This window comes from Bacillus cereus group sp. MYBK5-2 (assembly GCF_051915685.1).
In the GTDB taxonomy this organism is placed as follows: domain Bacteria; phylum Bacillota; class Bacilli; order Bacillales; family Bacillaceae_G; genus Bacillus_A; species Bacillus_A cereus.
Genome location: NZ_JBQAFE010000002.1, coordinates 550,999 through 577,973, shown reverse-complemented (window position 1 = coordinate 577,973; position 26,975 = coordinate 550,999). Strand labels below are relative to the sequence as shown.

Here is a 26,975-nt window from a genome sequence, read left to right as displayed (position 1 = left end):
TATACAGATATTCGTTATAGATGATGTTATCTAAAGTATTCAATTTCAGTATGTATTATTAACGTAGTTAATATATGGTTAATATGAAGTTCCAAATTTTGATTGTTTGTAGTCTCTTTATCATAGAGTTAATTTAGGGGTTATTTTTTGTTCACTTCATTTTTTCGGCACTCTGCATCTAGACGGTATACCCATTGGCCACAGTTAGACTATTTCAAATCAAAAAAATAGATTACCTGCACACTAAAGAGTATAGCGCACAGGTAATCTAGTTGTTTTTGAGATTAATAAAAAACTAATTTATCTTTTGAATTCTTCCATCAATAATAGACTGAATTGGTTCTTTTGATTTTTTTATATAATCTACTAATGCTTCAAAATCAGTTGGTCCTGTTTCAGCATCTTTACCGTTTTTAAAGGATACAAATCCATCTCCACCTGAAGCTAGAAATGCGTTCGCAACGACGCTGTAAGTTTTAGAAGGAATAATTTCTTCTCCATTTGTTAAGCGAATACTTGTTACTTTTTCTCCATTAGGCTTGTTCGCATCCCAAGTGTATTGGATCCCTGAAATTTGAAGCATTCTTGTTATGTCTTTTTGCCATTGTTGATTTAAAATATCACGAATGTCTTGACCTGTTAAATTTACTTTTATTAATTGATTTCCGAATGGTTGAATACCATATATCTCTCCCCATGTAATATCACCAGCATCTAAGTCATTACGAATACCACCAGGATTCATAAGTGCAATTTGGGATTGCATTGTTGCACGCTGAGCATCAGCAACTAAATTTCCGAGAGTAGATTCACCAGCCGTATTGAGTTTACGATCTAGTGGAGCAATAGACTTACCTACAATTTCATTAACAAGAGGTGCGATTTTTGCTTGATATTTCTCCATCTTCTTCTTGATTTTTTTATCAGGCTCCATGCCTTCATGGTAAGTTGTAACAATTTCTGCTTTTTTCTCAACAATATCTTGTGTTTTACGATCAATCTTTACATCAACATCAGCAAAAGCCATACCATATGAATTTGCTTGTACGACAAGTTTATTATTAACAGTTCCATTTACATAGGTGTGGCTATGGCCACCAAAAATAACATCGACTTCTGGATCAGTCTCATTTGCTAATCGGACGATATCACCATTTGTTACGCCGTTCCCATCTGTTATACCTCCGTTATGCGCAAGAACAACGATAGATTTAACGCCTAGTTTTTTTAATTGCTTTACGGATTTGTTAATAGCTTCAACTTCATCTGTAATTTCTACATTCTTTAGCATAGTAGGCATAACAAGGTTAGGAACATCCGTTGTTACGACTCCGATAAAGCCAACAGGAACTCCTTGTACCTTTTTTATAGTGAATGGTGGTAAAAATAAACGACCGGTGGATTTATTATAGAAATTTGCAGCAACATATGGGAATTTTGCTCCTTTAAAATTACCTGTTTTCTCATGGTATCCACCATAAATAAGGCGGTTCATTTCTTCAACACCTTCATCAAATTCATGATTTCCTATCGTTCCAACATCGAATTTCAAATCATTTAGAAATTCAATCGTAGGTTCGTCTTGTAATAATGCTGAAACAGGAGTACTTGCTCCAACAACATCGCCAGCATGTACCTTTAATGTATTCGGATTTTGTTTTTCACGATCACGTAAATAAGCCCCTAAGTACTCAATTCCCCCTGCATCTTTATTGTTAATTTTTTTTACAGTGTCTAGTTGCCCATGAAAATCGTTAATACCGAGCATTTGTACATCTATGTAGCGGTTTTGTTCTGTACTTGCTTGGATTGAAGGCGCAGCAAATACACTAGTAAAAGTAACTGTACTTAATGCTAAAGCAACTGGAATGATTTTTTTCAACATAAAATTTCTCTCCCCTAATTAAAATCTGACATAATACGATGTTATTTTAATATATTAAGAGAATTATTTCCACAAAAATTCTACCAATTATAAAAATTAATAAGATTTTATTGTTTTCTGACAAGATATTTCTTCCTCAGAAAAATGTATATTTCTTTGTTTTGAGGATTATTCAAAATATTATCTTGATAGTAATATAACAATACTTCTAAGAAATCTAAAAAACTCTAATCAATATATTTTAACTGTTAAGAAGAGTATTCAATCCAAAATTAATGGAGATTTATCAACCTAACATCTCAATATCACCATTTAAAAAGATGCTCCTGGATTTATCCAAGAGCATCTTTTATAAAGCTTTATTTTTTACTTGTTTATAATTTATCAATTAACAATTATATAGTTGTAATCAGTCATTTAAAAATAATAGGAGTGCTTCATTAAATTCTTTAGCATGCGTTGCATGTAGCCCATGTGGACCACCCTTTATTAAGGCCACTTTAGAATTAGGAATTGCTTCATGTGTTAATTTCCCACTATATTCATATGGTACAGTTGCATCAGAATCACCGTGAATAATAAGAGTAGGTATATTAAACTTCTCCAAGTCTTTTCTAAAATCTGTCTTACTAAAGGCGGTAATACAATCAAGTGTTCCTTTAGGTGATGCACTGGCTGCAATATCCCAATTATATAAACGGAATGGCTCACTAACTAAATCTGTTCGATTACCAGCCGCGAAAAATCCCTTAGTAAATTCATCAAGAAATGCAAGGCGGTCATTTATCACACCACTTTTGAATGCTTCAATTGTTGCATCATCTAATGCCCCTTCAGGATGATTCTCTGATTTGTATAAATATGGAGGTACTGCTCCAGCAAAAACAGCCTTTTCAATACGATCTGTTCCATACGTACTAATATACCGGGCTACTTCGCCTCCACCCATAGAAAAACCAACAAGTGTGACATTTTGAAGCTCTAAATGTTCTAATAGTTGATGTAAATCAGAAGTAAAGGTATCATATTCATACCCTTCCCACGGCTGAGATGATTGTCCAAATCCTCGACGATCATATGTTATAACTCTGTATCCAGCCTCAACAAGAGCGGGAACTTGGTATTCCCAAGATCGACCACTTAACGGCCAACCATGAATGAGTACAACTGGTTTTCCTGTGCCATGATCCTCATAATATATCTCAATTGGTGCTTGCTTTTCGGTTCCTACAGTAATTTTAGCCATGCTTCTACCTCCAAAAAATATTCTAATATGTATCCTTTTCTTCAATAATCCGGATGAATGTCATAACCTATTCATGCACGTTTATGTTGTGAACTCTAAGTATGAAACTCTATTGTTCCAATGCATTCATTTTCTCCTTTTGGAACAATCCCCCCTCTAATACCTTTTTCATCATAAAATAATTACTGAACATTACTCCTATTCAATTGTAATAACAAAAATAGGTGACTATCAATATTGTTCTATCTATAGGATGTATAGGTAAAACCAATCTATTTTATAGTGAAAACAACTATAGTTACGACCTATACGAATTATAGATAATTTAGAATTGATTAACGAATCAGTTTTCAAATACTATAAATTTGTATAGCACTTCATGTTCTATGAATGCTGCTATAACCAATATTATTGGGCTGCTTAGTTATAAACGAAGAAACTTATGATAGTATTCCACTATTTAAACTTTCTTCGATTACTTAATTTTTAGGAGGAATACATAATGACTGATCTCTATTCTCGTATTAACAAAGACGATGCTGTCGTGCTTTTAGTAGATCATCAAACTGGTCTTATGTCCGGACTAGTACGTGACTATGGTGTTGATGAATTCAAGAACAATGTTTTAGCTCTTGCTCATACTGCTAAGTTTTTTGATTTACCAGTTATTTTAACAACAAGTTTTGAAAACGGGCCTAACGGACCTTTAATGCAAGAATTGGTTGATCTCTTTCCTCATGCACCAAAAATAGCTCGACCTGGACAAATTAACGCATGGGATAATGATGATTTTGTAAAAGCAATCGAAGAAACTGGAAAAAAGCAACTTATCATCGCGGGCGTAGTTACGGACGTTTGTGTTGCTTTCCCTGCACTTTCCGCTATAAAAGCTGGCTATGAAGTATTTGCTGTTACTGATGCTTCAGGAACTTTCAGTAAACAAGTTGCAGATGCTGCCAATACACGTATGGCACATAGTGGCGTGCAACTTATGAACTGGTTTAGCGTAGCTTGCGAATTACAACGCGATTGGCGCAACGATGTCGAAGGTTTTGGCAATTTGCTTGCTAGCAATCTTCCAGGCTATCAAAATATAATTGGAAGCTATAGAGGAGCTCAGCGAGATCTTAGTAAACAAAATGCATAAATGTATCTCAAGTAAATAGCTTTAAATCACCTTTTTTAAAGTAGATAGTATAAATTTAGTGCTGATTAAATCAGCACTAAATTTAAATTAAAAAGTATAGTAGAGCTTCAATTGACAGAAGATACATTACTTTCAATAAACAATTGAAAAAGGAGCGTTTTATTATGAGTAATTTAGAATTGTTAAATCCGGAGAACAGTGCCTTAATTTTAATTGATTTTCAACCTCAAATGACTTTTGGAGTTGCAAGTATTGATAGACAAACATTGATTAATAACGTTATGCTACTTGCTAAATCAGCAAAAACTTTTAACGTACCTACTATTCTTACTACAGTTGAAACACGCAGCTTTTCTGGTTATTTTTGGCCACAAATTCTTGATATATTCCCAAACCATGAAATTATAGAACGTAGTTCAATGAACTCTTGGGAAGATCCGAAATTTGTTGAGGCAGTTAAAGCAACCGGTAGAAAGAAATTAATATTTGCAGCACTTTGGACTGAAGTTTGCCTTGCATTCCCTGTGCTTGAAGCAATTAAAGCTGGCTATGAGGTATATGCAGTTGATGATGCTTCAGGTGGTACTAGTTTGACAGCACATAACGCTGCTATGCGTCGTGTAGAACAAGCTGGTGCAATTCCAGTGACAGCAATTCAAGTTTTACTTGAATACCAACGTGACTGGGCACACAAAGACACTTATGATGCTGTAATGGAGATTGTAAAGGAACACACTGGTGCTTATGGTCAAGGTGTAGAATACGCATATACTATGGTGCATGGCGCGCTTCCAAGCAGGAAAATATGAAACAAGAAGGAGTAGCTGTCGAAGAGACTTATACAGGGAACACGATGGATGCCGGCAATCCAGTAACAACGATTGTTACATGGGAAATTCAAGAAGGTAGAGAAAAACAGTTTGAAACATGGAGACATGAAATTGAGGCTGCGGCTACTAAATTCCCAGGACATTTAGGTGTAAATCTAATAGTCCCAAGTAACGAATCCAGAGAGTATACTGTTATTTTTCGCTTTGATACGTATGAGCATCTACGTACTTGGCAAGAATCAGATGTTCGCCGGGATTTGTTAAAAACGGCGGAGCAATTTCAAGCCGCTAATCCAACTTACAAAACTGAAAGCAGTTTGGCTTATTGGTTTGTTACTCCGAAAACGCCAGTTCCACCGCCAAAATGGAAAATGTCTATCGTTACCCTTCTGGGTGTATGGCCTCTTAGCATGTTAGTTCCTAAAGTGATAGGACCTATTATAAAACATATGAATCCTATTATGTCAGCTTTTTTTGTTTCTGTATGTATCGTGTCCTTGCTATCATGGGTAGTCATGCCGATTTTCGGTAAATTATTTCATCCATGGTTACAAAATAATAGGAAGTAGACGAGGTGTGAATATGAATGTACCGGATATGATCTTATACAACGGAAAAATTACTACCCTTGACCCTTCTCAGCCTGAGGTATCTGCTATCGCCATAACTGATGGTTTAGTCACTGCAGTAGGTGGAGATGAGCTTCTTAATAGTGCCACGGAAAAAACAAAAAAAATAGACCTTAAAAGAAAGAGAGCTATTCCAGGCCTGAATGACTCTCATATACACGTTATTCGTGGTGGTCTGCATTATAATATGGAATTACGTTGGGAAGGCGTACCATCACTTTTTATTGCTCTAGAAATGCTCAAAGAACAGGCAAGACGTACACCTGCTCCTCAGTGGGTAAGAGTAGTTGGAGGTTGGTCTGAATTTCAATTTAAAGAGAGACGGATGCCAACATTAGAAGAGATTAATGCTGTTTCTGAAGACACGCCTGTCTTTGTGCTACATCTTTACGATAGAGCACTTGTAAATCGTGCAGGGCTACGTGCACTGGGATACACGAAAGATACCCCAGATCCTCCAGGCTGTTTAATTCAGCGGGATAAAAGAGGTAATCCAACAGGCCTTTTAATTGCTAACCCTAACGCTTCTATTCTTTATTCAAGTTTGGGTAAAGCTCCAGTACTTAATTTTGACGACCAGATTAACTCCACACGCCATTTTATGCGCGAATTAAATAGATTAGGTATTACAAGTGCCATTGATGCAGGTGGCGGTTTCCAAAATTATCCTGACGACTACAAAGTTGTTGAACATTTAGCCAAGAAGGAACAATTAACTTTACGTATTGCTTATAATCTATTTACGCAAAATCCTAATCATGAATATGAAGACTTTGCTTCATGGACAAAAATTGTTTCTCCAGGTCAAGGAAATGATAAGTATAAAATGAATGGTGCCGGAGAAATGTTAGTATTCTCTGCAGCTGATTTTGAAAAATTTCAAATGCCACAGCCCGAACTAGCTACGATGATGGAAGCTGACTTAAAGAAAGTAATTTCTCTATTGGTAGAAAACCGTTGGCCATTCCGTTTACATGCAACTTATGACGAATCAATCACACGTTTCTTAAATGTATTTGAGGAAGTCAACAAAGAAATTCCTTTTAATGGTCTACGATGGTGGTTTGACCATGCAGAAACTATCTCAGATCGTAGTATGGAACGTGTTAAGGCTTTAAATGGCGGTATTGCCATCCAAGACCGCATGGCTTTTCAAGGTGAATACTTTGTTGACTTATACGGAAAGGAAGCAGCAAAGCGTACACCTCCAATTTATCGTATGTTAGACCTTGGTATACCTGTTGGCGCCGGTAGTGATGCAACCAGGGTTTCCAGCTATAACCCTTGGGTTGCTCTTTACTGGATGGTTGCTGGAAAAACCATTGGTGGGCTTTCCATATACGATGAAAAAAATAAACTTGATAGAAAAGTAGCCCTGGAATTATATTCAAAAGGAAGTGCGTGGTTCTCTGGTGATGAAGGTAAAAAGGGAACCCTGGCAGTCGGTCAGTTTGCTGATATTGCTGTATTGTCTGCTGACTACTTTACTGTGCCAGAAGAAGAAATCAAAGACCTTGAATCATTACTCACCATTATGGGTGGGCAGGTTGTTTATGGAAATGATGAATTTAAAAATTTATCACCTGAATTGCCGCCAGCATCACCTGATTGGTCACCGACGGGCGTTTATGGGTATGGTGGTGCTAACCTAGCCAACACTATACTTTCTCACGATTCCCATGATAACAAGTTACATAGTTGTAGTAACCCTCTCCATCAACATACTCATACCGTAATAGGAAAAGATGGAACTAAATGGGGGATTGGTTGTACTTGCTTTGCTTTCTAAATCAAAACCACCGGTATAATGCCGGTGGTTTTCTTTCTACAATAAGGATATGTAGATTCAAAATAGCAGTGTATATCCCTTATGGAATCTGTTACTATACGATAAGACCAAAGAATTGATTGATTAACTTAACTTGTTTTTGATAACCTTCTCTCCTTGCAAAGTCTTTCCTTTTTTCCTTAATTAAAAGTCAATGGTATCCCCTTTTGATCGACTACACCACACATATAAATCCACTGCCTTTTGACTTTAATATAGATCTTAATTTTTCAATTGTTACACTAAAATCATTATTATTTCTATTACACTGATACTTTTTGAGAATCATTTAACTTCTGCATAAAGATACGTGCTGCAAAACTTAAAAATTTATCATCAAAGTGAATAAGATTAATATCTTGACTTGGTGTTGGATCAGTAATACGAACTATGCTCAAAGTATCATTATTAACAAAGTTAACCAGTGAAAGAGGTATTATAGCAACCCCATGTCCATTGTATACAAGGCTCAATAGAGAAATAGAAGATTTTGTTTCTATATTTGCTTCAGATAAAGATAACCCTAAACTCTCACAATATATCTTAATAGATTCACGACAACTACATGAAACCATTACTCTACTGAGCCCTACTAATTCTCGAAAAGAAACAAATGATTTTTCATTCAAAGGATGATTTTTTGGAATTACAAGGACGAGCTCTTCACTATACAAAAGGGTGTTTGTTAATGTGTCTGGAATTTGAGCACTACGTGTAATCCCGAAATCAATATTTTTGTCAACGATTTGATTTACAGCAACTTCGGATTCTATAATCTTTACTACAATGTTGGGATAATGTTGTTGAAACTTCATAATATAAGGTGTTAAATAAGTGAGATCCTCTAATAAACCTCCTATAGTAATCACACCTCTTTTTACACCCTTTAATTCAAAAATTTCATTATAAACGTCATCAAATTGTTGCATGATAAATTTTCCTTTATCAAATAGCAGCTTACCCGCTTCTGTCATTTTGATACCTCTTCCAACTCGATGAAACAAGGGTGTATCAAGTTCACCTTCTAAAACTCGTATTTGTTGACTTAAAGTCGGCTGTGAAATACCTAGAACTTCCGCAGCTTTAGTGAAACTATTATTATTACAAACTTGAATAAAATACTCTAAATGACGTAATTCCATTCTTGATACCCACTCTCCGCTTTATGAAAGATTTATAATTTAAAGGACGATATGTATACGTTAACATAACAACTTTATTTCATACTATACCAATTGAAATTACACGTTTTATTCATTTTGTATTATAATAAATTTACTACCATTTATTAATTTTTCCTCCTATTTATTTAATTTATATTTAATTAGGACATTACTAATTCGAGATATATTTCTAAAAATTTATAGTTCGAGTGCATAATACCCTAATTTTTTCAACTTTTCGATTATCATTTTTTTCTCAATATAGTCCAAACCACCAAATATTTGCCGAATCGCCTCTTTATGCTGAGGAAAAATAATATCCATCAATTCAATACCTTCTGAAGTAATTGACGCATAAGTGACACGGCGGTCTTTAGGACATGGTTTTCGTATTAAGAACCGCTTCTTTTCCAACTTATCCACTACATACGTGATACTACTACTTGCAAGTAATATTTTGTCTCCAATTTTTTGTATAGGCTGATCGCCTTTACTATACAGTAGCTCAAGCACTGCAAATTCAGTTGGATTAAGTCCATAACTTTTTATATCCTCTTCAATACGCTTAGTAATTGACTGTACTGCCCTTGATAATATAACAAATAACTTTAAAGATAAGCTCTCATCGTTAATCACGCTCATAATTACCAATCCTTTACAAGTTATCTTGAATTCGAGATTCATTATATTATCGTCAAAATATTATGTCAATCATTCATTTTAGCTTTATCAATCCATTTATAATTTATTTCTCAACATATGACATATGGAATTAGAAGAAAACAATTGTTACTATATAAGTATCTCAATTACGTTATTTCTTTTAAAGAGAGCTTGTTTTTAATCCGCAAGTTCTCTTTTGCCATATTCTAAATTGAATCCGGACAAATTTCAGAGTATATGATATAGTTTTTAAACAAAGATTAGAGCTCTCCTACAGGAAGGAGAGCTCTAATCTTTCATATAAATATTCACCATTTTTATCATTGCGAGGACATCAAAACTTTAACTTGATGGGGATATGTTGCTATCTCAATTAATAAATATTACAAACCATATATCTATCATATTTTTTATAAACAGGATTAATTAGATTTAAAAAAAGATTTCTTTTTCTTTACTCGTAATAAGTCACCTGTCCATCCTTTGAATCGCATATACATATACATACCCGCTGTTGTGAAAATAATAAATAAGAGAGCGATTAAATAGCTATATTTCCATTCTAGTTCAGGCATGTATTTAAAATTCATACCCCATAATGCTCCTAAGGCTGTCAAAGGCGTACTCACAGCAGTTAATACAGTAAGAGCTTTCATAATTTCATTCCCACGATGAGAAGAAACAACTTCTTGTAAATGAATCATCGTGTCTAATTCTTCTTGGTACTCTTTAACAAGTTGTAATCCACGCTCTAATTTTACGTGTGTTTGTTTATAACAAAGGGTGTTTGTTAGTTTTTCTAACCAAGCTTCTTTTAGGCCTTGTAACACTTCTTGTATTAAGCGAAACACATGTGTGTTCATAAATAATTCATGACGAATATGATAAATCCTTTCTAAAACTGCTATGTTATTATGATGATAAAAATCCCATAATACATTTCTGAAATTGTTTTCAAAGTAGTCAACCTTTCGCAAATAATGAGATATAAACATTGATAAGATAGCACATAATCCTTCAGCGGAACTATTACAATTTTTTGTACCCATAGGGAAATTATGTATTAATTTTTGGAAATCCTCTTCCTCTTTTTCCTGAACTGTTATCAGTATTCCATGAGCTACGAAATAATGAAGAAATTTTTGAATTTTGGCGTCCTTTTTATCTTGATCATATAAAAACGAACCATATACACAAGTTTGACTTGGTGATAACGTATAAACATATAATCCATTTTCACAAGGAGAACTTATTTTCTTTACAAATTGAGCGAAATAAGATGTTACATCACGAGGGATTATAGAAGAAAGTTTTTCAAGCTCACTAGTTTTCACATGATACCAACTCCATTTCGTCATTTTTATGCATTCCATATTATTCTTCCTTTCTAAATAGTTTTATGTTTGATCGAATCATATCCGTAATACGAAATTTGTATGTAGGTATTCATGTCTTGGAGGAAAAGTTTTTAGATCATCTAAATTACAAAATAAATAACATAGGAGGTCTTATTCTTTTAAAAGGAAGACCCCCTATATATTAGTTATTTTTATTTTCAATTTTAAACATTTCCTCTATACAATCACTTTTTATCTTTTCTTATAAAGAATTTATTATATGTGGAAAAGAAGCTACATAATTTGGCACGTCTATTCAACGAACTCCATTTCATTCGTTATTATAATTTGGATTCATATGCAGATTGATTGGTAATGTCCTCAAATACTTGACTCCCAATAATGTAGTATCCATGGAGTGCAGCCTCTTTCGAAGCGTCTACCATACGGAAAGAAGAAATTTCACTTTGCATTTTTTCAATTCGTTTTTTGTGGAGATCTACTATTCCTCCTGTCCAAATAATAGTGTTATACTGTTCTAACTTAAATTGTTCTTGTAATACACGCATGACGTCTTGGAAGTGTGCATCCAACTCTTTTTGAATCAAAGTATGAACCTGACTTGTCTCATGATTTTCTTCTCGACATTCATATCCTTTTTCTAATATGTTTGGCATGTCGTTAATATGCAATTGATTACTTTCACCCTCATGATTCTGCACGATATTCTTAATATTTTTCAAAGGCTTGCTACATCCTAGTTCCGCCTCATAATGATTTAAAATGACATTCTGTTTCATATCTGTCATTTCTACTGTACGAAATCCGCCATCAATAATTAAGATGCGATCTCGTTCCTGAATGATTCCCTCTTTTAAGAAATAGGCATGTAAAGCGACCGGTTGCTGAAGAATCAAAGCATTTTCCACCGTAATATGAATAAATTTCCCATCAATTTGTACGGAAGTTTCTTTTTTTAGTGCACGTTGTAATTGCTCATGCTGACTACCAAAACAAGTAACGGGGAGCCCGGTAACAACTAGAGGTAACACGACATTTTCTTTATAATCCTTTGCAATGCAACCAAATATTTGTTGTTTAAATCGTTCGCTTTCATAATAATTTTCTATTTCTTCGTCAAATGGAGGAAGAAACGAAGCGTCAGATTGATGTGCTTCATTTCCCATGTAGTATGCAAAATCTAAGTCTATAAAACTTACCTTTGTTAAATCTTCACTTTCAGCATGATTAGGTACAGGGGCTAGTGTGGAAGCTTCACTCTTGATTGTCATCTCAGAATCTACATCCTGTCGATATGCCCTTTTGGTAAAGCCAATTCCTACATCAATTGCATACAGAGATTTCATACTTTTTCCCTCACTTTTTATTTTTAGAGTTAAATCTAGGCACTCTCTTCTTTCCCTTCTTTCACATATTTCTTTTCATTTTTCGTTTTTTCCCCGTCTAAGTTCTTACTATTTTCATTTATTTCGTAATCCTTTTCACCTGTTTTCTTTTTATTATTTTCGTTTTCTGTTAAGTCTTTAATGGTAGAAATGACAACTGGTGTGGCTGTAAGCAGTTGTGGTAATGTTTGTTTTGCAACATTAGCTGCAGTTACAGAAAATTGTTTACTTGTCTCAGTTACCTTCTCCAATGTTTCCTTTATGTTTCCTTCTTGTAGTTTTTCTTTTACGCTTTTTCCTTTTGTTTGTATAGCTTTCCGATTTTCTTTTTTTAATAGGGAGACTATGACTCCGGTCGTAATTCCAATCACAGTATATTTAAATATTGTATGTTTCATTTTTCTCATCCTTTTCTATTTTTATTTTCCTCCATGCTACAACCTAAAATAATTACCTTACCTATTTATCAGATGTTGCAATCTATTACAGAGAATGATAGTTTTGCGGCTGCCTATCATTCGCCATTGGTACTTCAGCTGTTACTAGGAGTAAAATCTTCCCTTGATCTAGTTTTTCTTCATATAAGTTAGCTTCCTCCTTCGACAACCCCATTTCTTCCATTTGATTTCGAAGTTCGTCCCCTTTTTTGGAGAAAAAGTTGATAATACTTGTTCCCAATCCTTGTTCTTTTACTCCAATCGTATTTGTGTTTGTATCATCCGCAATCCTTTTTGTTATATGTTTTTCATGTGCTAAAACATAAATGTCATCGTGGCGAACCCCTTGCAATTCTAGCTCTTTTACTTTCATAACTACTTCCTGTTCATTTTGATATTCATAAACTACCGTTTTTCTTTCATTCGTATGCATCGTATCTTTCCTCCTTTAGATTTTTTATTTAGTTGTTATGTAATATGTAATACACCTATTTTAAAGATGTTAAACCTAAATTTTCAAAAAATTTTACACAATAGGTTATTCATGTTTTTAATATCAAAGAAATGTCACAAGAACTTTGCTTTGATAAAAGCGCTCCAAATAACGATTTGTTTGGAAGGTAAGCCCATTGTTTTATAGAAATCATAGAAAAATAAAAAAGCACTCCTTTTTAAAGAGTGCTTTTAAAAAACATATAACCTAATCAAAATATTTCTATTTTGATTACGGAAAGAAAGTCTTTATTAAAACATATGGTTGCTAATTTAATTGCGATCTGTCTTGCACCCAAGCAGCAATATCATTTATAACATACTCAGGGATATTAGCAGGACTATAATATTCATTTGGCTTACTTATTTCCCCTTCACCCTCTGTAAAGAAATGATTTAACTTTGGATATAGTCGATAATCTACGTTATCTCGTTCTTTTAATTGTTCTTTCCAAAGAGGAATTTCAATTTTTGATTGAACTTGATAGTCTCTTTCTCCTTGAATAATAAGAAGCGGTGTCTTTTGTTCTTTTGACATTTCTGCCGCTTTAATTTTCCGTATAGAATCCCAAAATACTGCTGATCCTAAGTAAAAATCTTTTGGGGGATTCTGACCAGAGAAATTAGGATCATTTAATAATTCAAATTGCGATTTGTAGAATTTATATTGATCCAGGTTCATTGCTCCAATAGAGAAAAGGTACTCAAATTGATCTAAAACAACGTCTTGGATCGTACGAGCTGGCCCTCCCATTACAATTGCTCCAGCAATATTTTTATTTTGGTCTTTTTCAATCATTTTCGGAAGCATCATTCCACCTTGACTATGACCCAAAATATAAATTTGATTTTTATTTATTAGAGGCTCATTTTTAAGAAGTTGAGTTACAAGAAGAGCATCATCTGTTGTCTCTTTATCAACTGTATAAAAGGGACTGAATTGTGTTTTCAACCCATGTTCATAAGTTCTTTTATTATAGCGAAGGACAGCAATTCCCTTCGATGCAAGACCTTCAGCTAAATCGCGAAATGGTTTTAAAGCAAACGCTGTTTCATCCTGATCAGTTGCTCCTGATCCTTGAACAAGAATAACCGCTGGAAAAGGACCCTTTCCTTTTGGAACCGACAATGTTCCTGGTAATGGAAATGCACCACTTCCAACTACTACTTCTTTATCAACAAATGATTCAGGCTTACTATATGATGGACGCTCTGCAACAGGACTAAACGACATGCTGAGTTGAAAATCGTCTATTTTTCCAGATGGATCTAGTTTAATTAGTAAAGGTACAGACATTTTTTCAAAAACTAATTGAATCTCTACATTTGTATGAACAGGATTTGTCTCTTTTTGTGTAACCTCTCCAATTTCTATAAAAGAACCTGCTTGTAATTGCACTGGGAGTCCCTCCCAATAGCTCTTCAGCCATTCTTCGGATATTATTTTCTGTAATGACCTTGAGGTTAAATCAAATGCAGATTTATAATCTTCACTATTCATATGGCGAATAAATGAAAGAGTAGTAGATATAATAGGATTTTCATCATCACTATTGTCTACTTTTTTTATAGTTGTGTTTGCTTCCTTTAATTTCGAACTAAATTGGTAGTTAAACGGATAGTTATATGTATAAGGATATAAGCTTGTTTTCAATACTCCCGTATTCCGTCCCTCATACAAACTTGAAGAACTCGTAAAATTTTCAGGTGAAATTACTTCCTCCGCATATGAGACTGAGGGAATTGCTATTGTAAAAATTGCACTGACAAGTAATAACTTATTACTTATTCTTCTTTTCTTACCCATAATTATTGATTCTCCTTTCAAAATTAAAAATTTCTAATACAATATGCCAACTATAAGGAAAATAAAAATTATTAAAGAGATTAATAATCTATTTTACGATCCCCCCCTAACTAGTTAAAAATCTATCATTAACAAACTTCAATAAAAAATGCCTTCCCCCTCTTTTTTTATCATTGGATTTTTCAGTGACATAGAAGCACAGTGCCGTATTACATGTAACTGACCCATGTGATTCTCTATTCCAAAAGAAAAAAGCAATCCACTAGATGCTTTCTTTAATTGTTCTCACTCTAATTTTTTTAGATAATTCTCTTATTACTGTAAGATACATTTATTCTAAATCCTAAAACTCACTTATTTCTTGATAGGTTCTTAAGAAATATCAAAAAATAAAGAAAACAAGTTATTTGGTTATTCATTCCGTAAGCTTAATGCTCAAGTTAGTTTTTTTCACACGGTTAAACTTTATTAAGAAAACCTTAAGAAATTTCCCTCTATATTCATAAGAATTTTTTTCTATACTGAATCCTGTAAATGAACAAGAGGAGAAACGACCATGAAAAAATTTGTACTTTGCATACTAGGAATAGGCCTTCCTATATACTTACTACCTTTCATATTACGCGGGGATTTAGACAGATTTAATCCGATTGCTGAAGAAAAAAATGTATACGCCGTTGCGAAGGGATATGGCATTCCAGATTATCATTATAAAGGCCGAGCTATGTACTCACTAAAGGGTGTTGATGAACTAAGCAATGAAAAAGAATATAAAGTTGGAACGAACACGCCTAATGATTTTATAAGAAAAACTTACTTAAAAATTCATGTGAAAGGAAAATATGTGTATTCTTACGATATTATTTCTAAAGAGGATATTCCGGAGAAAATAAGGGGACAATTGGAGATAGCAAATAAATAAAAGAGCCACTTCGTACGATTTGGCTCTTTATTCTCTCTCCCATCTACCGTTGGGAAAATTCTTTCGGTAGATTTATTAAATTCGTTATCATTGTTCCAATAACCATTGTTCAATTACTTTTACTGTTTCATCTCGTTGTGCTTTTGCCGTAATTAAACTCGCATTATCACCTTTTTGCTCACCATACATGCCAAAATGAGCATGGTTTCCCCCTTTTATCATGTGCATAGTAGTATTCTTTGACATGAACTTTTTATTGTTCTCTATTTTTTCAACAGTTGCTAAAGCATCTACTTCCCCGTAAATTGATAACATTGGAATCGATTTCGTAGAGAAGTCATCTGCAGGATACGAACCTAAGAAAATAATCCCGTCTACCTTTTCTTCATATTGAAAGGCATACCTAGAAATCATAGCTCCGCCCATTGAATGCCCAGCAATATACCATTTTTGAACTTCAGGATACTGTTCAATTACACTATCTACCTCATTTATTCCAAATATCGCTAAGTTTAATGGTAACTTAGGCATTACTACAAAATGCCCATCTTTTGCAAGAGCTTCTCCTAAGTAACTATAAGCCTCGGCTTCTACTTTAGCTCCTTGATAAAAAATAACTCCTATTTTTGCATCTTTCTCTCCAAAAACTATATAATCTTCATCTTTTTTATCATATACTAAAGACAAAGCCTCTTTCGTTGGTTTATAAGTAAACTGAGACCAAGTTAAAAAAGTAATACTTCCGACGATTAAAATAGCTAGTAAAGAGTACAGAACAATTTTTATCCATTTTTTCAAAAAGATGACCTCCCTAAGATGTATATATTCTATATTTCAGATTATCATTAATAAACATAAAAACTCGAGCACTTTTATTATGCTCAAGTTTTTAGTTCCGTCTTTAATTTATACTATAAATTGTCCAAGATAAATATGTAGCAAATGCAGACCATAAAAAATATGGTATTAGCAACCATGCCGATACTTTAGATAAATTGGAAGAAAACATAATGAGAAGTAACGTAGTAATAGCGACTAGTAAACAATCTACTGTTGCTAAAAACAAATTCTTTTGGCTAAATTGAAAATAGCTGAACGCTTGATTGAATATATAATTTAAAAGGAATAAAAACCAAAATGTTTTTGGCTTGAATCCATAGTTGTTGTAAATAATTGCAACTGATAATGCGATAAGTCCAAATAATACAGCCCATATCATTCCGATTGTCATACCAGATGGTGTCCAAGACGGCTTTTCTAACGCATCATACCAAGTACGATCAATAGGGAATAAAACACTAGAAACATAAAACAAACCATATGTTAGTAAAAATACTATAATACTAGATTTTTTCATAAACATTCTCCTTTTTACTAGAAGATTATAGAAACTTTATATGATTAGTATGTCCTTGTACTGGATAAAATTCTAATATTAAAATTCAAAATACATATTGTTTAACCTATTTCATACAAATTCTTTCATACTTTTATATGCACAAAGGGCTCTCTCCCGTGCTGCCTTATGATCAACAATCGGAAAGGGATATGTATCACCAAGTTTTATATTGGCTTTTTGCAAAATATGCTCAGATGCTTCCCAAGGTTTATGTATATACTTATTCGGTATACCTCTTAATTCTGGTACCCATCTTCTTATATACTCTCCATTTTTATCAAACTTTTCTCCTTGTGTGATTGGGTTAAAAATACGAAAGTACGGTGATGCATCTGCTCCACTCCCAGCAACCCATTGCCATCCCATTGTATTATTTGCAATATCAGCATCTAGTAGTGTATCCATAAACCATTTTGCTCCTTCTTGCCACGGAATTAACAAATGCTTTACAAGAAAAGAGGCTACAGCCATTCTTGCCCGGTTATGCATAAAACCTGTTCGCCATAGTTCTCGCATTCCCGCATCAATAAACGGATAACCAGTTTCACCCTTCTGCCATACTCTTAATAACTCCTCTTCCTTATCCCACGGGAAATTTTCAAAGCTCTTATTAAGAGGTTTATATACTGTAAATGGATAATGATATAGCAAATAATAAGAAAACTCTCGCCAAATTAATTGACGTATAAAGCTATTAACTTGTTTTTCAAAAAGACTACATTGTCTTTCGGTACTTTTATTTATTAAGTAATGAAACATTAGCTTTACTGATATTTGACCAAATGAAAGATACGGTGCCAACATCGAATGGACATTTTGACCTGGAAAATCTCTTCCTTCACTATAAGAGACTAATTTACTAGAGAAAAATTTCTTGAATGTTTTATATGCCCCTTCTTCTGTCGGATCCCATATTACTTCCATATGAGATGTCCACGGTATAGTCGGCAACAATTTTAATTCTGAAACAGATAAGCTTGCTGGTAAAGAGTTTCCCCACTTTATACTCTGCACTCTGCTAATAGGTTTAGGTATTACCTGCTTTTGAAATGCATTGTAAAAAGGCGTAAACACCTTATATTCAGTGTTATCTTTCTTTTTAATAATCCACGGTTCTAATAATAAATGCGAATTAAATTCTTTACAGATAATACCTTTATCCTCTAACATCATTTTCATTTTTTGATTAGATTGTAATCTGTCCGGATCATAACAAATATTCCAATATACAGCCGTTATATCTAATTGCTCTATGAGAGAAAGTATTTCTTCCTCCGTACGTCCTTTACGAATTATTAAAGTAGAGCCCAATGCCTCAAGTTGCTTCTTTACATCTATTACAGCATGGTGCAACCACCACTTTGACGCACTTCCTATTGAAAAAGTTTCCTCTTGTATATATACAGGAAGAACCTCACCAGACTGAACAGCCTCAAATAGAGCTGGGTTATCATATAAACGAAAATCTTTTTGAAACATAACAATAATTTTATTTTGCATGGCTATCCTTTCCCATTCTTAAAGCAAAATTCATTCTTTATTAGAACAAATACTTCTGTTATTTTTAAATGATTATAAGAATCATTTTTTGTAATTGCAAACAAACTCTTCTATCTTTAATGGATTTTTCCAACTCTTAATAAAGATAAAAATATAATGCACTTTGTACTTATCTTAAACTCTTATAAAATAAAAAAGAAAATGGAGAGAAAGATGAAAAAACAATTTTATAAACAATCAAACTTAAATACATCTATAGATTCAACAATCCTATGGACTTTTCAAAACCAAAATGCCATAAATACACTTTTGAATGAAGGTAAGCTTATAACCGATCCTATTTTTGTTAGTAAAGAAGATTGCACAGCATATAAATACATTGTAAGACACATGAAACAGAAAGGTATTGACTTTATTATAGATTTCCCCATTTGGGCATGGCATTCATGCAATGGTTACCAAAAGAAGCCTACTTATGAGACTGCAAGAGAATTACTATCAGATATTCAATTAGAAAAAGAAATATACCTCATCGAATTCACATGTCCTAATTTTTTATTCATGTTAACAAACTATAGCGGATGGTGCGACATTTATTTTAAACTTACTGGCAATCCTAAAGCAAGTGTAACAAATGATGAAGAAAAATACTTATTTAATCTTTACCCTACCATTGAGGAAGAATGGGAATATCATCATATCCAAGCAACTCTACCCTACCTAAAAAAAGAATGGATTATACAAATAACTGAACTTAGTAAAATGAATGGATTTAACAAATAATATTGTTTATGAATGCTTTATTTAAGCATTCATAAACATAACAAATAGTCACATGAAACTAATAAATTTAAAATAGCGTTTTTTTATAATGGAACCCTAAATAAGCTCCTTACTACTATGATTTTGTATACATGCAGTTTACTCATTTAGTTTTGGTCTAGTTTGTAAATATAAATTCAAATCTGGACTTGAACCGTTAATAATTATATCTCGAACAATTTTAGAAAGTACCATACTATAAACTAATCCATTATCTCCATACGCATAGATAAAGTGACAATTTGGAAACTCTTCATACATTCCAATTATAGGTAAGCCATCATGAGTACCACCATAAAAAGCACTTAAATAAAATTCAGGTTCAACTGTTATATTAGGAAAGAGCTTATTAAATTCATTCACTAATTTCTCTTTTTTATGGATTAATTTTGAATCTCTTTCTTGAGCAATGTTTGTATCTTCATCTAATCCACCTATAATAATCCTATTATCTGCAGTAGTTCTCATATAAATATATGGTCTCGCAGTTTCCCAAATGAGAGTGCGTTTATACCAAGAAGATAAATCTTCCACAGGATTAGTAACAATTGCATATGAGCTAATCAGTGTAGCGTTCTTTTCCTTTTTAAATTCCAATCCTTCATATCCTGCAGCCACAATTACTTTATTGGCAGTAATAGAATTGCCTTCCTTTGTATAAAAGATAGCACATTCTTTCTCTAACTTTTTGCCAACAATCTCTGTATCTTCATAAATGTGAACTCCTTTATTAGAGGCTTGTTCTAATAAACTATGTGTAAATTTATAAGGATTTATTTCACCATCATTATACGTATAAATAGCTGCACGTTTTTTAAATGGATATCTCTGTCCAATTTGTTTTTCTGATAACCAAGCCGCTTTAAAATCATGCTTATGTAAATAATACAATTCCTTTTCTAATTTCTTTATATCCTCTTCATAACTTGCATAATATAAACTGTCCCGTCGTTTAAAGTCAGAGCAATAAGGCAAGTTTTGATCAGCATATTCAATATCATTAATAGCTTGTTCACATAATTTCATATGCTTAACTGCATACTCTTCCCCAAATGTATTTACAAGTTCAAAAAACATCTTATCACCTAAATATTGAATAAGTGCTGTATTTGTAAGGTTACTTCCATGTCCTACCTTTCTTTTATCAACGATAACAATATTTAAATCTGATTCACTCAAATAGTATGCTGATTGAGCACCCGAACTTCCTGCTCCTATTATTAGTACGTCACATTTTATATCTTCGTCCAAACGAGGATAAGAAGGTGTATTAGAAAAAGTCGTGTTCCAATATAACTTCCCTTTCTGTAAATCCATTTTAATTGCACCGTCCTAAATAAAATAGTTATATCCCCATCGGTATCTCCAAATCATTCTTACTATATACTTCTTATCAAAATTATCTTGCTATCATGAATAAAGGTTTTCATAAACCTAAAAGCCTTGTCTTAAAAATTTTTTTCGAAAAAACGTCAAATAATTTTTTATTTTTATTATAAAAAGAGCAAAAGATCTCCATTTATAGAAGATTTCTTTTACTCTTTTTAAAGGAAACAACTCCAAATATTTAACATATTACAGTATCTACTAAATAAAAGTTGCTTATCTATCGATAACTTACACATAAGAATGCATTTGTTTCACTACTTTATTAACAGAAACTTTAACAACCGTTTCTTTTTCCCCTGTTCTATCAATCTTGAAACCATGAACTTTAACATCAGACGGTACTAGTGGATGATGATAAATCATATCTATACTCTTCTCAATATTTTCACTAACATTTTCTTTTCCACTTAGCCATTCATCAAGGCTACCACTTGAAAATTCAGGCATGCAATTTTCAAAGAGATAGTCTAATTCTCTGTTATTTTTTATGGAATCACGTTGAATTTGTAGATTAACTACATCAGTTTCTTTATCCTCTATTCCTACAACAAAAATTTCTTCAACATTTTCTTGATAAATAGCAATAATAATAGATCTCATTATATCTCCATAAGGATGTACAATTACAGAATCGTAGCTGTGTATAGTCAACATGTTTTCTTGTTGAATGTTAGTTACTTGTTGGATAATAGGCTCTATTTCATGTTTAATGTCTGTTAACAATAAAACTTTTTTATTCTTTGAATTCATATGGAGCACTCCTTCTTCATTATTGTATTTATGAAACTTTTAAGCTAGTAACAATAGTTGATAATTCATTACATGATTATTACCAGTTTTTCCAGCGTCCCTTTGGATCAACACTTGCAAGTCTAACCCATCCATTTTGAACTTTTTCTCGAAATGTGAAATCATTATTTAGCAAACGTTCTATATATTGACTAGGCGCTTGAATTACAATTAGTAAACGAAGTGGTGAATGATACGTCTCACTATCTGACTGCATAACGGATTGCCAAGGTAAGCCTGGCAACAAATCACTTGCATTTCCCTGCATAACACCTAGACCCGCGGTTACAGTTTGGGTTGTTTTGTTTCCACTACCATAATAATGAGGAGCTACAGTTGAAGCGTAATATTGTAGATTTATCCACTGAGCTACTGTTCCTGGTCCTGCAATAATGTTAGCTAATATATCGCCACTTTCATCCTGTTTCCAATCATAATTATGAAGGAAAGCCCTACCTTCTAAGTCACAATCCTGAGTTAATTCTCGTTGCCCGATAATAAAAGATGCATTACGAGCTAATCCCCATTCTGGACGTATTTCACTCCAATCTTCTGCAAATCGATGTGCCTCTTTACTCGCATTTTTTATTTTCGTTTTAAAATTTGGTAATTGCGTTAAACGCTCTCTATTTGCATGTTGGCTCACATTTGGCATAATCGATTCGATACAATCAAATGCTTCTTGCGCAGTTTCCGAAAGTTCTGGGACGTAAATCCATTCCAATTCGTCCACTGTTGTTTTATGTTCAGCTGCTGCAAAAATGGTATCCTCAGGAATTTTAATACCTTCAGCAAACAACGCCTCTCTCACTTCTGGAAGATTACATAAAGTAGCAAAAACTCTTGCATTGAATCCTCCTGCTGCTCCGCCACAAGCACCACACTCAAGTGCTGCAGCATAAGGGTTGTTCGTACTTTGACTACTATGTCCGCACATTACAACTAAAGGAGCAAATTTTTCTGTCAGTCCCACCATTTTTAAAGCTTGACGCACATAGTTCACTTTTTCTTCTTTTGTAAAACCGATAGGTATCTCACCCTTTGTGTCATGAACATGATTAAGCGAGAATGTTGTATCAGGTTTTTGTAACATAGTTTTACGAAGTTTACGAATGAAACCACCAACTCCTCTTGGGACAAAGCTTCTTGTCACCATCTGTAGACCAAGTAAAGGACCACTTAACTCAGGTAGCGCCATACTTGTCATTACGTTCTGTTTCATCGTTTTAAAAGTATAACGTACCGAACTGCCTACCCTCTTACGCTGCTCATAAGATTTAAGTTCATTTTCATTTGTGAGCTCTTTTATTTGATGTTTCGGTTTGAGTATAACTGGCAAAGAAGGATGGTTGTTATTACTACCTAGTTCACTAGTTGCAATTGGTAACCCAAAGAAACCAGCTATTCCAAATGTTTCAAACGGACCTAATTTTTCAAGGTGGCGACGAAACGGTTCTGAACGTACATCAATACAGAATGCTAATTGAGCTAATACACGCTTTTTATCATTGGTTGCACGTTGTGTAGAAGCAATCTTCTCCCTTAATTGCTCTGCATGCGTTTGTTCCCAAGCTTCCAGCCAAAGTTTCCTGCGAATATTTTCATCAAAACGATAAGCGAATGCTAATAATTCACTTTGTTCAGCAGCAGGCATTTGTAACCATTCCCGTGTTGAAATATTCCCCCAATAGATCCAAGAAGCTATAAGTGGGACGATCGAAACTTTTTTCTCAACCTTTTGATTTTTTAAAGGTAAATAAGGTTTTACAATAGCCAGCTCCATAGAAATTCGAACTGCTAAATATTCTATGAGAAGTTCCTGTTCCTGAATTGCTTGTTGTGAGCGCCATCGTATCATTCCTGCCCACCCAGGCAAAGAAAGTAAGTGCCCTTCAAGGTAAGATTGTATGTTAGATTTAGAAATTCCTAGTTCAGATAATGCTCTCGCTAAAGCTACTTCGGCATCTTGTGGCCAATCTTTTAAAACTTTACGCTCATTTTTACTGAACGCTGGATCAAATGTAATAAGGTGTTGCCATGCACGATAAAAACCTTTCTCTCGATTTGGCATCGTCCAATTTGATCCGGATTCATCAAGATATAATTTACACCATTTAATGATATGATAATTAAGAACATCAGATAGGTTTTCACTATTTTGACTCTCTATAAGCGAACTTATTGGCTGCATAACAGAGGCTTGCATACTTGCTGTATTTATATAATTCATTTCTTCTGCCAATTTATTTACTTCTGGCGATGATAATAGACTAGAAGGTAATTTTTCTAACTTTAAAGCCGCTTGGCAAAATCGCTCTGCTTTCTCTCGCGGAATATGAAAAGATTGTGAATCCAGCCAACGAGACAAACTCATTTGTAAAAATGATTCCTCAATCTCACCTTTCGCTTTTGCCGAATGAATCATGGAGGCACTAGGATAAATATCCACATTACGAGCTTCTTTTAACCAATTTGCGACTTGTTCAAATGATTGCTTTTCAAGTCCCATCCAAGGGTGGTGAGCTGCAAACGTAGAGATAGGCCAAAGTGGCGCAATAACTCGGCTAGCAGATGCAACTAAATCATTTATATTATTTTCTTGCATATCAATGTTTGTATCTTTCTTTAATATTGACGGTATGCTCATCACGAATTACCTCCCTTTGATACATAATGTTTCAGATAGCTTGGGTGACTTTCTACTGACTTTCGTCTCGCCTCACCTACTCGAACTAACCAAAGATAAAGTACAGCGAATAAAGTAGAAGATTGATGACGAGTAACGAAAGTACTAATAACACTACTAAATAGTAAAATACATATAACAAAGATAACGGCTGGAGCTGAAGGTTGAACACTTTGATAAATATCAGTATGCAACCATTTATAAAGAGAATTATGAACGGTAAAGTAAATGAGAGAAAATCCAATCAAAACAATTACGCCAGCAATTCGTCCCATTCTTCCCTCTCCAAAAACAACAAGCTGTTTCCATGAAAAGTATAGTGACCAGCCTAAGATTAACGCACTAACTAGTTGATACCCCTCTCCAGAAGTCATAAACCAGAAAGTAATTGCTATAAATAATCCTAAAACACGCCCAACTATCATCCATAAATTGGACATCTTTTCATTAGACTGATTCACTACCCCAAAACGTTGCACGGAAGAACCAGCTTGTAAAAATAGTGTAGCTTTAAACAAACCATGTAAAATTAAATGAATAATAGCTGCTAAATAGGCGCCTAATGCACATTGAATAAGCATAAATCCCATTTGTGCAATAGTTGAACCTACTAGCTGACGTTTATAATCAACTTGGACTAAACTAATTCCTGTACCTATTAAGATAGAAATACTAGAGAAAATTAGTAAAATGATTTGTGCAATATCATCATGAAAAAGAGGTGAAAATCTAGTTAACATGATACCGCCAGCATTTACTAAACCCGCATGCATAATAGCAGAAACAGGAGTTGGAGCAACAGCAGACTCAATTAACCATCTTTGAAAAGGCCATTGTGCTGCTGGAATCATCACCGCTAATATAATTAATAAGTTAATTCCTGTTCTCTCCAATGTTCCAAATTGAGCTACATTTTCATTCGTTAAAACTGATGTTAACTGCCACTGTCCAGTTATTTGAAACAGCCAAATGATAGCTGATAGTAAGGCAATCCAACTTATTGTAAATAGGTAGCCAGAGATTTTAGTTGCTTCACTAACTACTTTCCACCCTTTATTTAGCCCTATAAGTAGAACCAATCCTATAAGCGTTGCTCCCCAACAAATGAGCATTAAGCGAAGATCATCACTTAACCATGCAACCGAAGATACACCTGTAGTACATGTAAAAAGTGCAAAGTATTTTCGATATGAGCGATCTCCCATTAAATAACGTACAGAGAAACGCTGAATGATTAAACCAATTGTAAGAACAAAGAAAGCCATTAACCAAGCTAAAGTATCTAGATGCCAAGGCCCCACAACTCTATCTCCATTGTTATTAACAAGTGCGAGTAAAGAAACCAATGAAGGTAAAGCAGCGATACCAATATGGATATGAACAAAACGTAAAGGTATCCTTGCATTTAAAAATAATAATCCACTTAGCCAAGAAGCACTAAGCGCCATAAAAAATAAAGTTAACAGTGTTGATGAACTCAGCGAAATTAACATGTTAAATACTCCCTTCTAAGCGAAAATAGCCTATAAAAATTCCTTTTCATTACGATAGTTTTTTTAATTTCAATTTTCATTCACTCTTTTTAGTACATCGTTTTTTCCCATAAAAAAAACCGACAACTTCCATAATTCAATGATTTTATATCATCATTGAATTATGGAGATTGTCGGTTTCACTTCAACTAACTTCAATAAAGTTTTTTGAAGAGCTCCCATTTTATAGAGGATAGTAATGTATGTATTACTCCTATTAAAAATAACAGTATATCTCTGATCTCCTAGATTATGCAATCAATATATCAATTTATGTTATGCGCTATCTTTCAATTAAGAAACTTTTTCATTTAGTCAATATTACATATTAAAAAAATGCTAAAGCCTTAATTATAGCAAACAGTTAAAATAAGCATCTATTAATTTTTTAAAACAATTATAAGATAAACTATATTAAGCAGTTTGTCAATTTATTTATCAGTTTTTTTGAGCATTATTCCAATTAAAATTCAGTATACGTAAATAATTTCAAGTTATTAATTATTATCATGTTAATAAATTTAAATAAAGCGCAAAACTTTTAGGTTTCTTAATTATCTCCCACTAACCCTACGATGGTTTTAATTTTTAAAATTTTCCCTCAAGATTATGAAACAATTTAAAAATCATTACTCGTTCACCAGTACGGGAGCTTATATCCGTATGAAAACTTTTCACTTTTTCTCCAGTTAATTCTAGTATAATCTCTTTCAAATCTTCAATTCCAGATTCAACTAGCTCCGAACGATTTTTCTTTATCGTTAGCATACCGTCTTTTGTTTCGCAAACCGTATATTCAGCTGGCGTTAAAATACCTTGTAAATTTACGATAATCATATCCCGTAATATATCTGTCTTAACGGATATAGACCCGCGTCCTAGGTAGTCCTTTTCCCAGTGAGTAATTGCTTTGCTTATCTCTGATTCAATAGAGCCTTTTGAGTTTCTCATCTTTGTATCCTCCTTCAATAAAATGTAATTACATTTATAATTACAATAACAATATAATAATCTGGATTGATTTTATTTTCAATTATTGAGAAGAATTTATAGGAATCGTTGTCAT

The 26,975-nt window shown here is 33.5% G+C and carries 23 protein-coding genes; 6 read left to right on the top strand and 17 right to left on the bottom strand.

Annotated elements, in window-relative coordinates:
- Window positions 1-295 precede the first annotated feature (295 nt).
- On the bottom strand, window positions 296-1,885 hold the full coding sequence (locus tag ACTFP3_RS11215; RefSeq protein ID WP_016122791.1) for a bifunctional metallophosphatase/5'-nucleotidase: 1,590 nt from the start codon (window positions 1,883-1,885) through the stop codon (window positions 296-298).
- Window positions 1,886-2,294: 409 nt separating this feature from the next.
- Window positions 2,295-3,131 carry a bromoperoxidase gene (locus ACTFP3_RS11210; RefSeq protein ID WP_440010461.1) on the bottom strand — a complete coding sequence of 279 codons (837 nt, stop codon included), beginning with the start codon at window positions 3,129-3,131 and terminating at the stop codon, window positions 2,295-2,297.
- 502 nt (window positions 3,132-3,633) lie between these two features.
- Between ACTFP3_RS11210 and ycaC the strand changes: the two genes are divergently transcribed.
- From ycaC to ACTFP3_RS11190, 4 genes are all read left to right on the top strand, one after another.
- Window positions 3,634-4,278, top strand: coding sequence for an isochorismate family cysteine hydrolase YcaC (gene ycaC, locus ACTFP3_RS11205; RefSeq protein WP_000131214.1), 645 nt, complete (start codon window positions 3,634-3,636; stop codon window positions 4,276-4,278).
- Window positions 4,279-4,442: 164 nt separating this feature from the next.
- Complete coding sequence (locus tag ACTFP3_RS11200; RefSeq protein ID WP_000067162.1) at window positions 4,443-5,087, top strand: hydrolase; 645 nt, start codon at window positions 4,443-4,445, stop codon at window positions 5,085-5,087.
- Entirely contained in the window at window positions 5,084-5,677 is a 594-nt protein-coding gene (locus tag ACTFP3_RS11195; protein ID WP_016122792.1) for an antibiotic biosynthesis monooxygenase, read from the top strand. The genes ACTFP3_RS11200 and ACTFP3_RS11195 overlap by 4 nt, the downstream gene beginning before the upstream one ends.
- Window positions 5,678-5,690: 13 nt before the next feature.
- Window positions 5,691-7,526, top strand: a complete 1,836-nt coding sequence (locus ACTFP3_RS11190) for an amidohydrolase (protein ID WP_326036509.1) — start codon at window positions 5,691-5,693, stop codon at window positions 7,524-7,526.
- A 302-nt stretch (window positions 7,527-7,828) separates the two neighbouring features.
- Here the strand turns inward: ACTFP3_RS11190 and ACTFP3_RS11185 are convergent, their stop codons facing one another.
- From ACTFP3_RS11185 to ACTFP3_RS11155, 7 genes are all read right to left on the bottom strand, one after another.
- On the bottom strand, window positions 7,829-8,707 hold the full coding sequence (locus ACTFP3_RS11185; protein ID WP_000423188.1) for a LysR family transcriptional regulator: 879 nt from the start codon (window positions 8,705-8,707) through the stop codon (window positions 7,829-7,831).
- Between the two features lie 219 nt (window positions 8,708-8,926).
- Window positions 8,927-9,370, bottom strand: a complete 444-nt coding sequence (locus ACTFP3_RS11180; protein WP_000111426.1) for a MarR family winged helix-turn-helix transcriptional regulator — start codon at window positions 9,368-9,370, stop codon at window positions 8,927-8,929.
- Between the two features lie 443 nt (window positions 9,371-9,813).
- On the bottom strand, window positions 9,814-10,764 hold the full coding sequence (locus ACTFP3_RS11175) for a magnesium transporter CorA family protein (protein ID WP_000388925.1): 951 nt from the start codon (window positions 10,762-10,764) through the stop codon (window positions 9,814-9,816).
- 305 nt (window positions 10,765-11,069) lie between these two features.
- Window positions 11,070-12,095: a ParM/StbA family protein gene (locus tag ACTFP3_RS11170; protein WP_000839441.1), complete on the bottom strand. Its 1,026-nt coding sequence runs from the start codon at window positions 12,093-12,095 to the stop codon at window positions 11,070-11,072.
- 35 nt (window positions 12,096-12,130) lie between these two features.
- Complete coding sequence (locus ACTFP3_RS11165; protein ID WP_000683238.1) at window positions 12,131-12,532, bottom strand: hypothetical protein; 402 nt, start codon at window positions 12,530-12,532, stop codon at window positions 12,131-12,133.
- Window positions 12,533-12,617: 85 nt separating this feature from the next.
- On the bottom strand, window positions 12,618-13,004 hold the full coding sequence (locus ACTFP3_RS11160) for a general stress protein (protein WP_000557321.1): 387 nt from the start codon (window positions 13,002-13,004) through the stop codon (window positions 12,618-12,620).
- Window positions 13,005-13,331: 327 nt separating this feature from the next.
- Window positions 13,332-14,870 (bottom strand): alpha/beta hydrolase, encoded by a 1,539-nt coding sequence (locus ACTFP3_RS11155; RefSeq protein ID WP_440010453.1) that lies wholly within the window; start codon window positions 14,868-14,870, stop codon window positions 13,332-13,334.
- A 556-nt stretch (window positions 14,871-15,426) separates the two neighbouring features.
- On the opposite strand from ACTFP3_RS11155, the gene ACTFP3_RS11150 reads away from it, so the two are divergent.
- A complete protein-coding gene (locus ACTFP3_RS11150; RefSeq protein ID WP_000714948.1) occupies window positions 15,427-15,792 on the top strand; it encodes a YxeA family protein in 366 nt (121 codons plus the stop codon).
- A gap of 87 nt (window positions 15,793-15,879) precedes the next feature.
- Here the strand turns inward: ACTFP3_RS11150 and ACTFP3_RS11145 are convergent, their stop codons facing one another.
- From ACTFP3_RS11145 to ACTFP3_RS11135, 3 genes are all read right to left on the bottom strand, one after another.
- A complete protein-coding gene (locus tag ACTFP3_RS11145) occupies window positions 15,880-16,590 on the bottom strand; it encodes an alpha/beta hydrolase (RefSeq protein WP_440010449.1) in 711 nt (236 codons plus the stop codon).
- 103 nt (window positions 16,591-16,693) lie between these two features.
- The gene (locus ACTFP3_RS11140) at window positions 16,694-17,149 is read right to left on the bottom strand and encodes a TspO/MBR family protein (protein WP_046392870.1); all 456 of its coding nucleotides are present in this window, start codon (window positions 17,147-17,149) and stop codon (window positions 16,694-16,696) included.
- 111 nt (window positions 17,150-17,260) lie between these two features.
- On the bottom strand, window positions 17,261-18,691 hold the full coding sequence (locus ACTFP3_RS11135; protein WP_440010446.1) for a cryptochrome/photolyase family protein: 1,431 nt from the start codon (window positions 18,689-18,691) through the stop codon (window positions 17,261-17,263).
- 213 nt (window positions 18,692-18,904) lie between these two features.
- Here ACTFP3_RS11135 and ACTFP3_RS11130 point away from each other — a divergent pair, with 213 nt between their 5' ends.
- A complete protein-coding gene (locus tag ACTFP3_RS11130; protein ID WP_016122800.1) occupies window positions 18,905-19,474 on the top strand; it encodes a DUF3841 domain-containing protein in 570 nt (189 codons plus the stop codon).
- A gap of 138 nt (window positions 19,475-19,612) precedes the next feature.
- On the opposite strand, the gene ACTFP3_RS11125 is transcribed toward ACTFP3_RS11130, so the two are convergent.
- The 5 genes from ACTFP3_RS11125 to ACTFP3_RS11105 all read right to left on the bottom strand — a co-directional run bounded on the left by ACTFP3_RS11125 (window position 19,613) and on the right by ACTFP3_RS11105 (window position 26,860).
- Window positions 19,613-20,830, bottom strand: coding sequence for an NAD(P)/FAD-dependent oxidoreductase (locus tag ACTFP3_RS11125; protein WP_000365631.1), 1,218 nt, complete (start codon window positions 20,828-20,830; stop codon window positions 19,613-19,615).
- A 300-nt stretch (window positions 20,831-21,130) separates the two neighbouring features.
- A complete protein-coding gene (locus ACTFP3_RS11120) occupies window positions 21,131-21,652 on the bottom strand; it encodes a carbonic anhydrase (protein WP_326036503.1) in 522 nt (173 codons plus the stop codon).
- Between the two features lie 79 nt (window positions 21,653-21,731).
- Entirely contained in the window at window positions 21,732-24,338 is a 2,607-nt protein-coding gene (locus tag ACTFP3_RS11115) for a putative inorganic carbon transporter subunit DabA (RefSeq protein ID WP_326036502.1), read from the bottom strand.
- Window positions 24,338-25,870, bottom strand: coding sequence for an NADH dehydrogenase subunit 5 (locus ACTFP3_RS11110; RefSeq protein ID WP_326036501.1), 1,533 nt, complete (start codon window positions 25,868-25,870; stop codon window positions 24,338-24,340). The genes ACTFP3_RS11115 and ACTFP3_RS11110 overlap by 1 nt, the downstream gene beginning before the upstream one ends.
- A gap of 627 nt (window positions 25,871-26,497) precedes the next feature.
- On the bottom strand, window positions 26,498-26,860 hold the full coding sequence (locus tag ACTFP3_RS11105) for a DUF2294 domain-containing protein (RefSeq protein WP_088363644.1): 363 nt from the start codon (window positions 26,858-26,860) through the stop codon (window positions 26,498-26,500).
- Window positions 26,861-26,975 lie beyond the last annotated feature (115 nt).

What these genes read in the sequence shown, in the direction of transcription:
- ACTFP3_RS11215 (WP_016122791.1), bottom strand. Translation starts at nt 1,885, where the DNA reads ATGTTGAAAAAAATCATTCCAGTTGCTTTAGCATTAAGTACAGTTACT.
- ACTFP3_RS11210 (WP_440010461.1), bottom strand. Translation starts at nt 3,131, where the DNA reads ATGGCTAAAATTACTGTAGGAACCGAAAAGCAAGCACCAATTGAGATA.
- ycaC (WP_000131214.1), top strand. Translation starts at nt 3,634, where the DNA reads ATGACTGATCTCTATTCTCGTATTAACAAAGACGATGCTGTCGTGCTT.
- ACTFP3_RS11200 (WP_000067162.1), top strand. Translation starts at nt 4,443, where the DNA reads ATGAGTAATTTAGAATTGTTAAATCCGGAGAACAGTGCCTTAATTTTA.
- ACTFP3_RS11195 (WP_016122792.1), top strand. Translation starts at nt 5,084, where the DNA reads ATGAAACAAGAAGGAGTAGCTGTCGAAGAGACTTATACAGGGAACACG.
- ACTFP3_RS11190 (WP_326036509.1), top strand. Translation starts at nt 5,691, where the DNA reads ATGAATGTACCGGATATGATCTTATACAACGGAAAAATTACTACCCTT.
- ACTFP3_RS11185 (WP_000423188.1), bottom strand. Translation starts at nt 8,707, where the DNA reads ATGGAATTACGTCATTTAGAGTATTTTATTCAAGTTTGTAATAATAAT.
- ACTFP3_RS11180 (WP_000111426.1), bottom strand. Translation starts at nt 9,370, where the DNA reads ATGAGCGTGATTAACGATGAGAGCTTATCTTTAAAGTTATTTGTTATA.
- ACTFP3_RS11175 (WP_000388925.1), bottom strand. Translation starts at nt 10,764, where the DNA reads ATGGAATGCATAAAAATGACGAAATGGAGTTGGTATCATGTGAAAACT.
- ACTFP3_RS11170 (WP_000839441.1), bottom strand. Translation starts at nt 12,095, where the DNA reads ATGAAATCTCTGTATGCAATTGATGTAGGAATTGGCTTTACCAAAAGG.
- ACTFP3_RS11165 (WP_000683238.1), bottom strand. Translation starts at nt 12,532, where the DNA reads ATGAAACATACAATATTTAAATATACTGTGATTGGAATTACGACCGGA.
- ACTFP3_RS11160 (WP_000557321.1), bottom strand. Translation starts at nt 13,004, where the DNA reads ATGCATACGAATGAAAGAAAAACGGTAGTTTATGAATATCAAAATGAA.
- ACTFP3_RS11155 (WP_440010453.1), bottom strand. Translation starts at nt 14,870, where the DNA reads ATGGGTAAGAAAAGAAGAATAAGTAATAAGTTATTACTTGTCAGTGCA.
- ACTFP3_RS11150 (WP_000714948.1), top strand. Translation starts at nt 15,427, where the DNA reads ATGAAAAAATTTGTACTTTGCATACTAGGAATAGGCCTTCCTATATAC.
- ACTFP3_RS11140 (WP_046392870.1), bottom strand. Translation starts at nt 17,149, where the DNA reads ATGAAAAAATCTAGTATTATAGTATTTTTACTAACATATGGTTTGTTT.
- ACTFP3_RS11135 (WP_440010446.1), bottom strand. Translation starts at nt 18,691, where the DNA reads ATGCAAAATAAAATTATTGTTATGTTTCAAAAAGATTTTCGTTTATAT.
- ACTFP3_RS11130 (WP_016122800.1), top strand. Translation starts at nt 18,905, where the DNA reads ATGAAAAAACAATTTTATAAACAATCAAACTTAAATACATCTATAGAT.
- ACTFP3_RS11125 (WP_000365631.1), bottom strand. Translation starts at nt 20,830, where the DNA reads ATGGATTTACAGAAAGGGAAGTTATATTGGAACACGACTTTTTCTAAT.
- ACTFP3_RS11120 (WP_326036503.1), bottom strand. Translation starts at nt 21,652, where the DNA reads ATGAATTCAAAGAATAAAAAAGTTTTATTGTTAACAGACATTAAACAT.
- ACTFP3_RS11115 (WP_326036502.1), bottom strand. Translation starts at nt 24,338, where the DNA reads ATGAGCATACCGTCAATATTAAAGAAAGATACAAACATTGATATGCAA.
- ACTFP3_RS11110 (WP_326036501.1), bottom strand. Translation starts at nt 25,870, where the DNA reads ATGTTAATTTCGCTGAGTTCATCAACACTGTTAACTTTATTTTTTATG.
- ACTFP3_RS11105 (WP_088363644.1), bottom strand. Translation starts at nt 26,860, where the DNA reads ATGAGAAACTCAAAAGGCTCTATTGAATCAGAGATAAGCAAAGCAATT.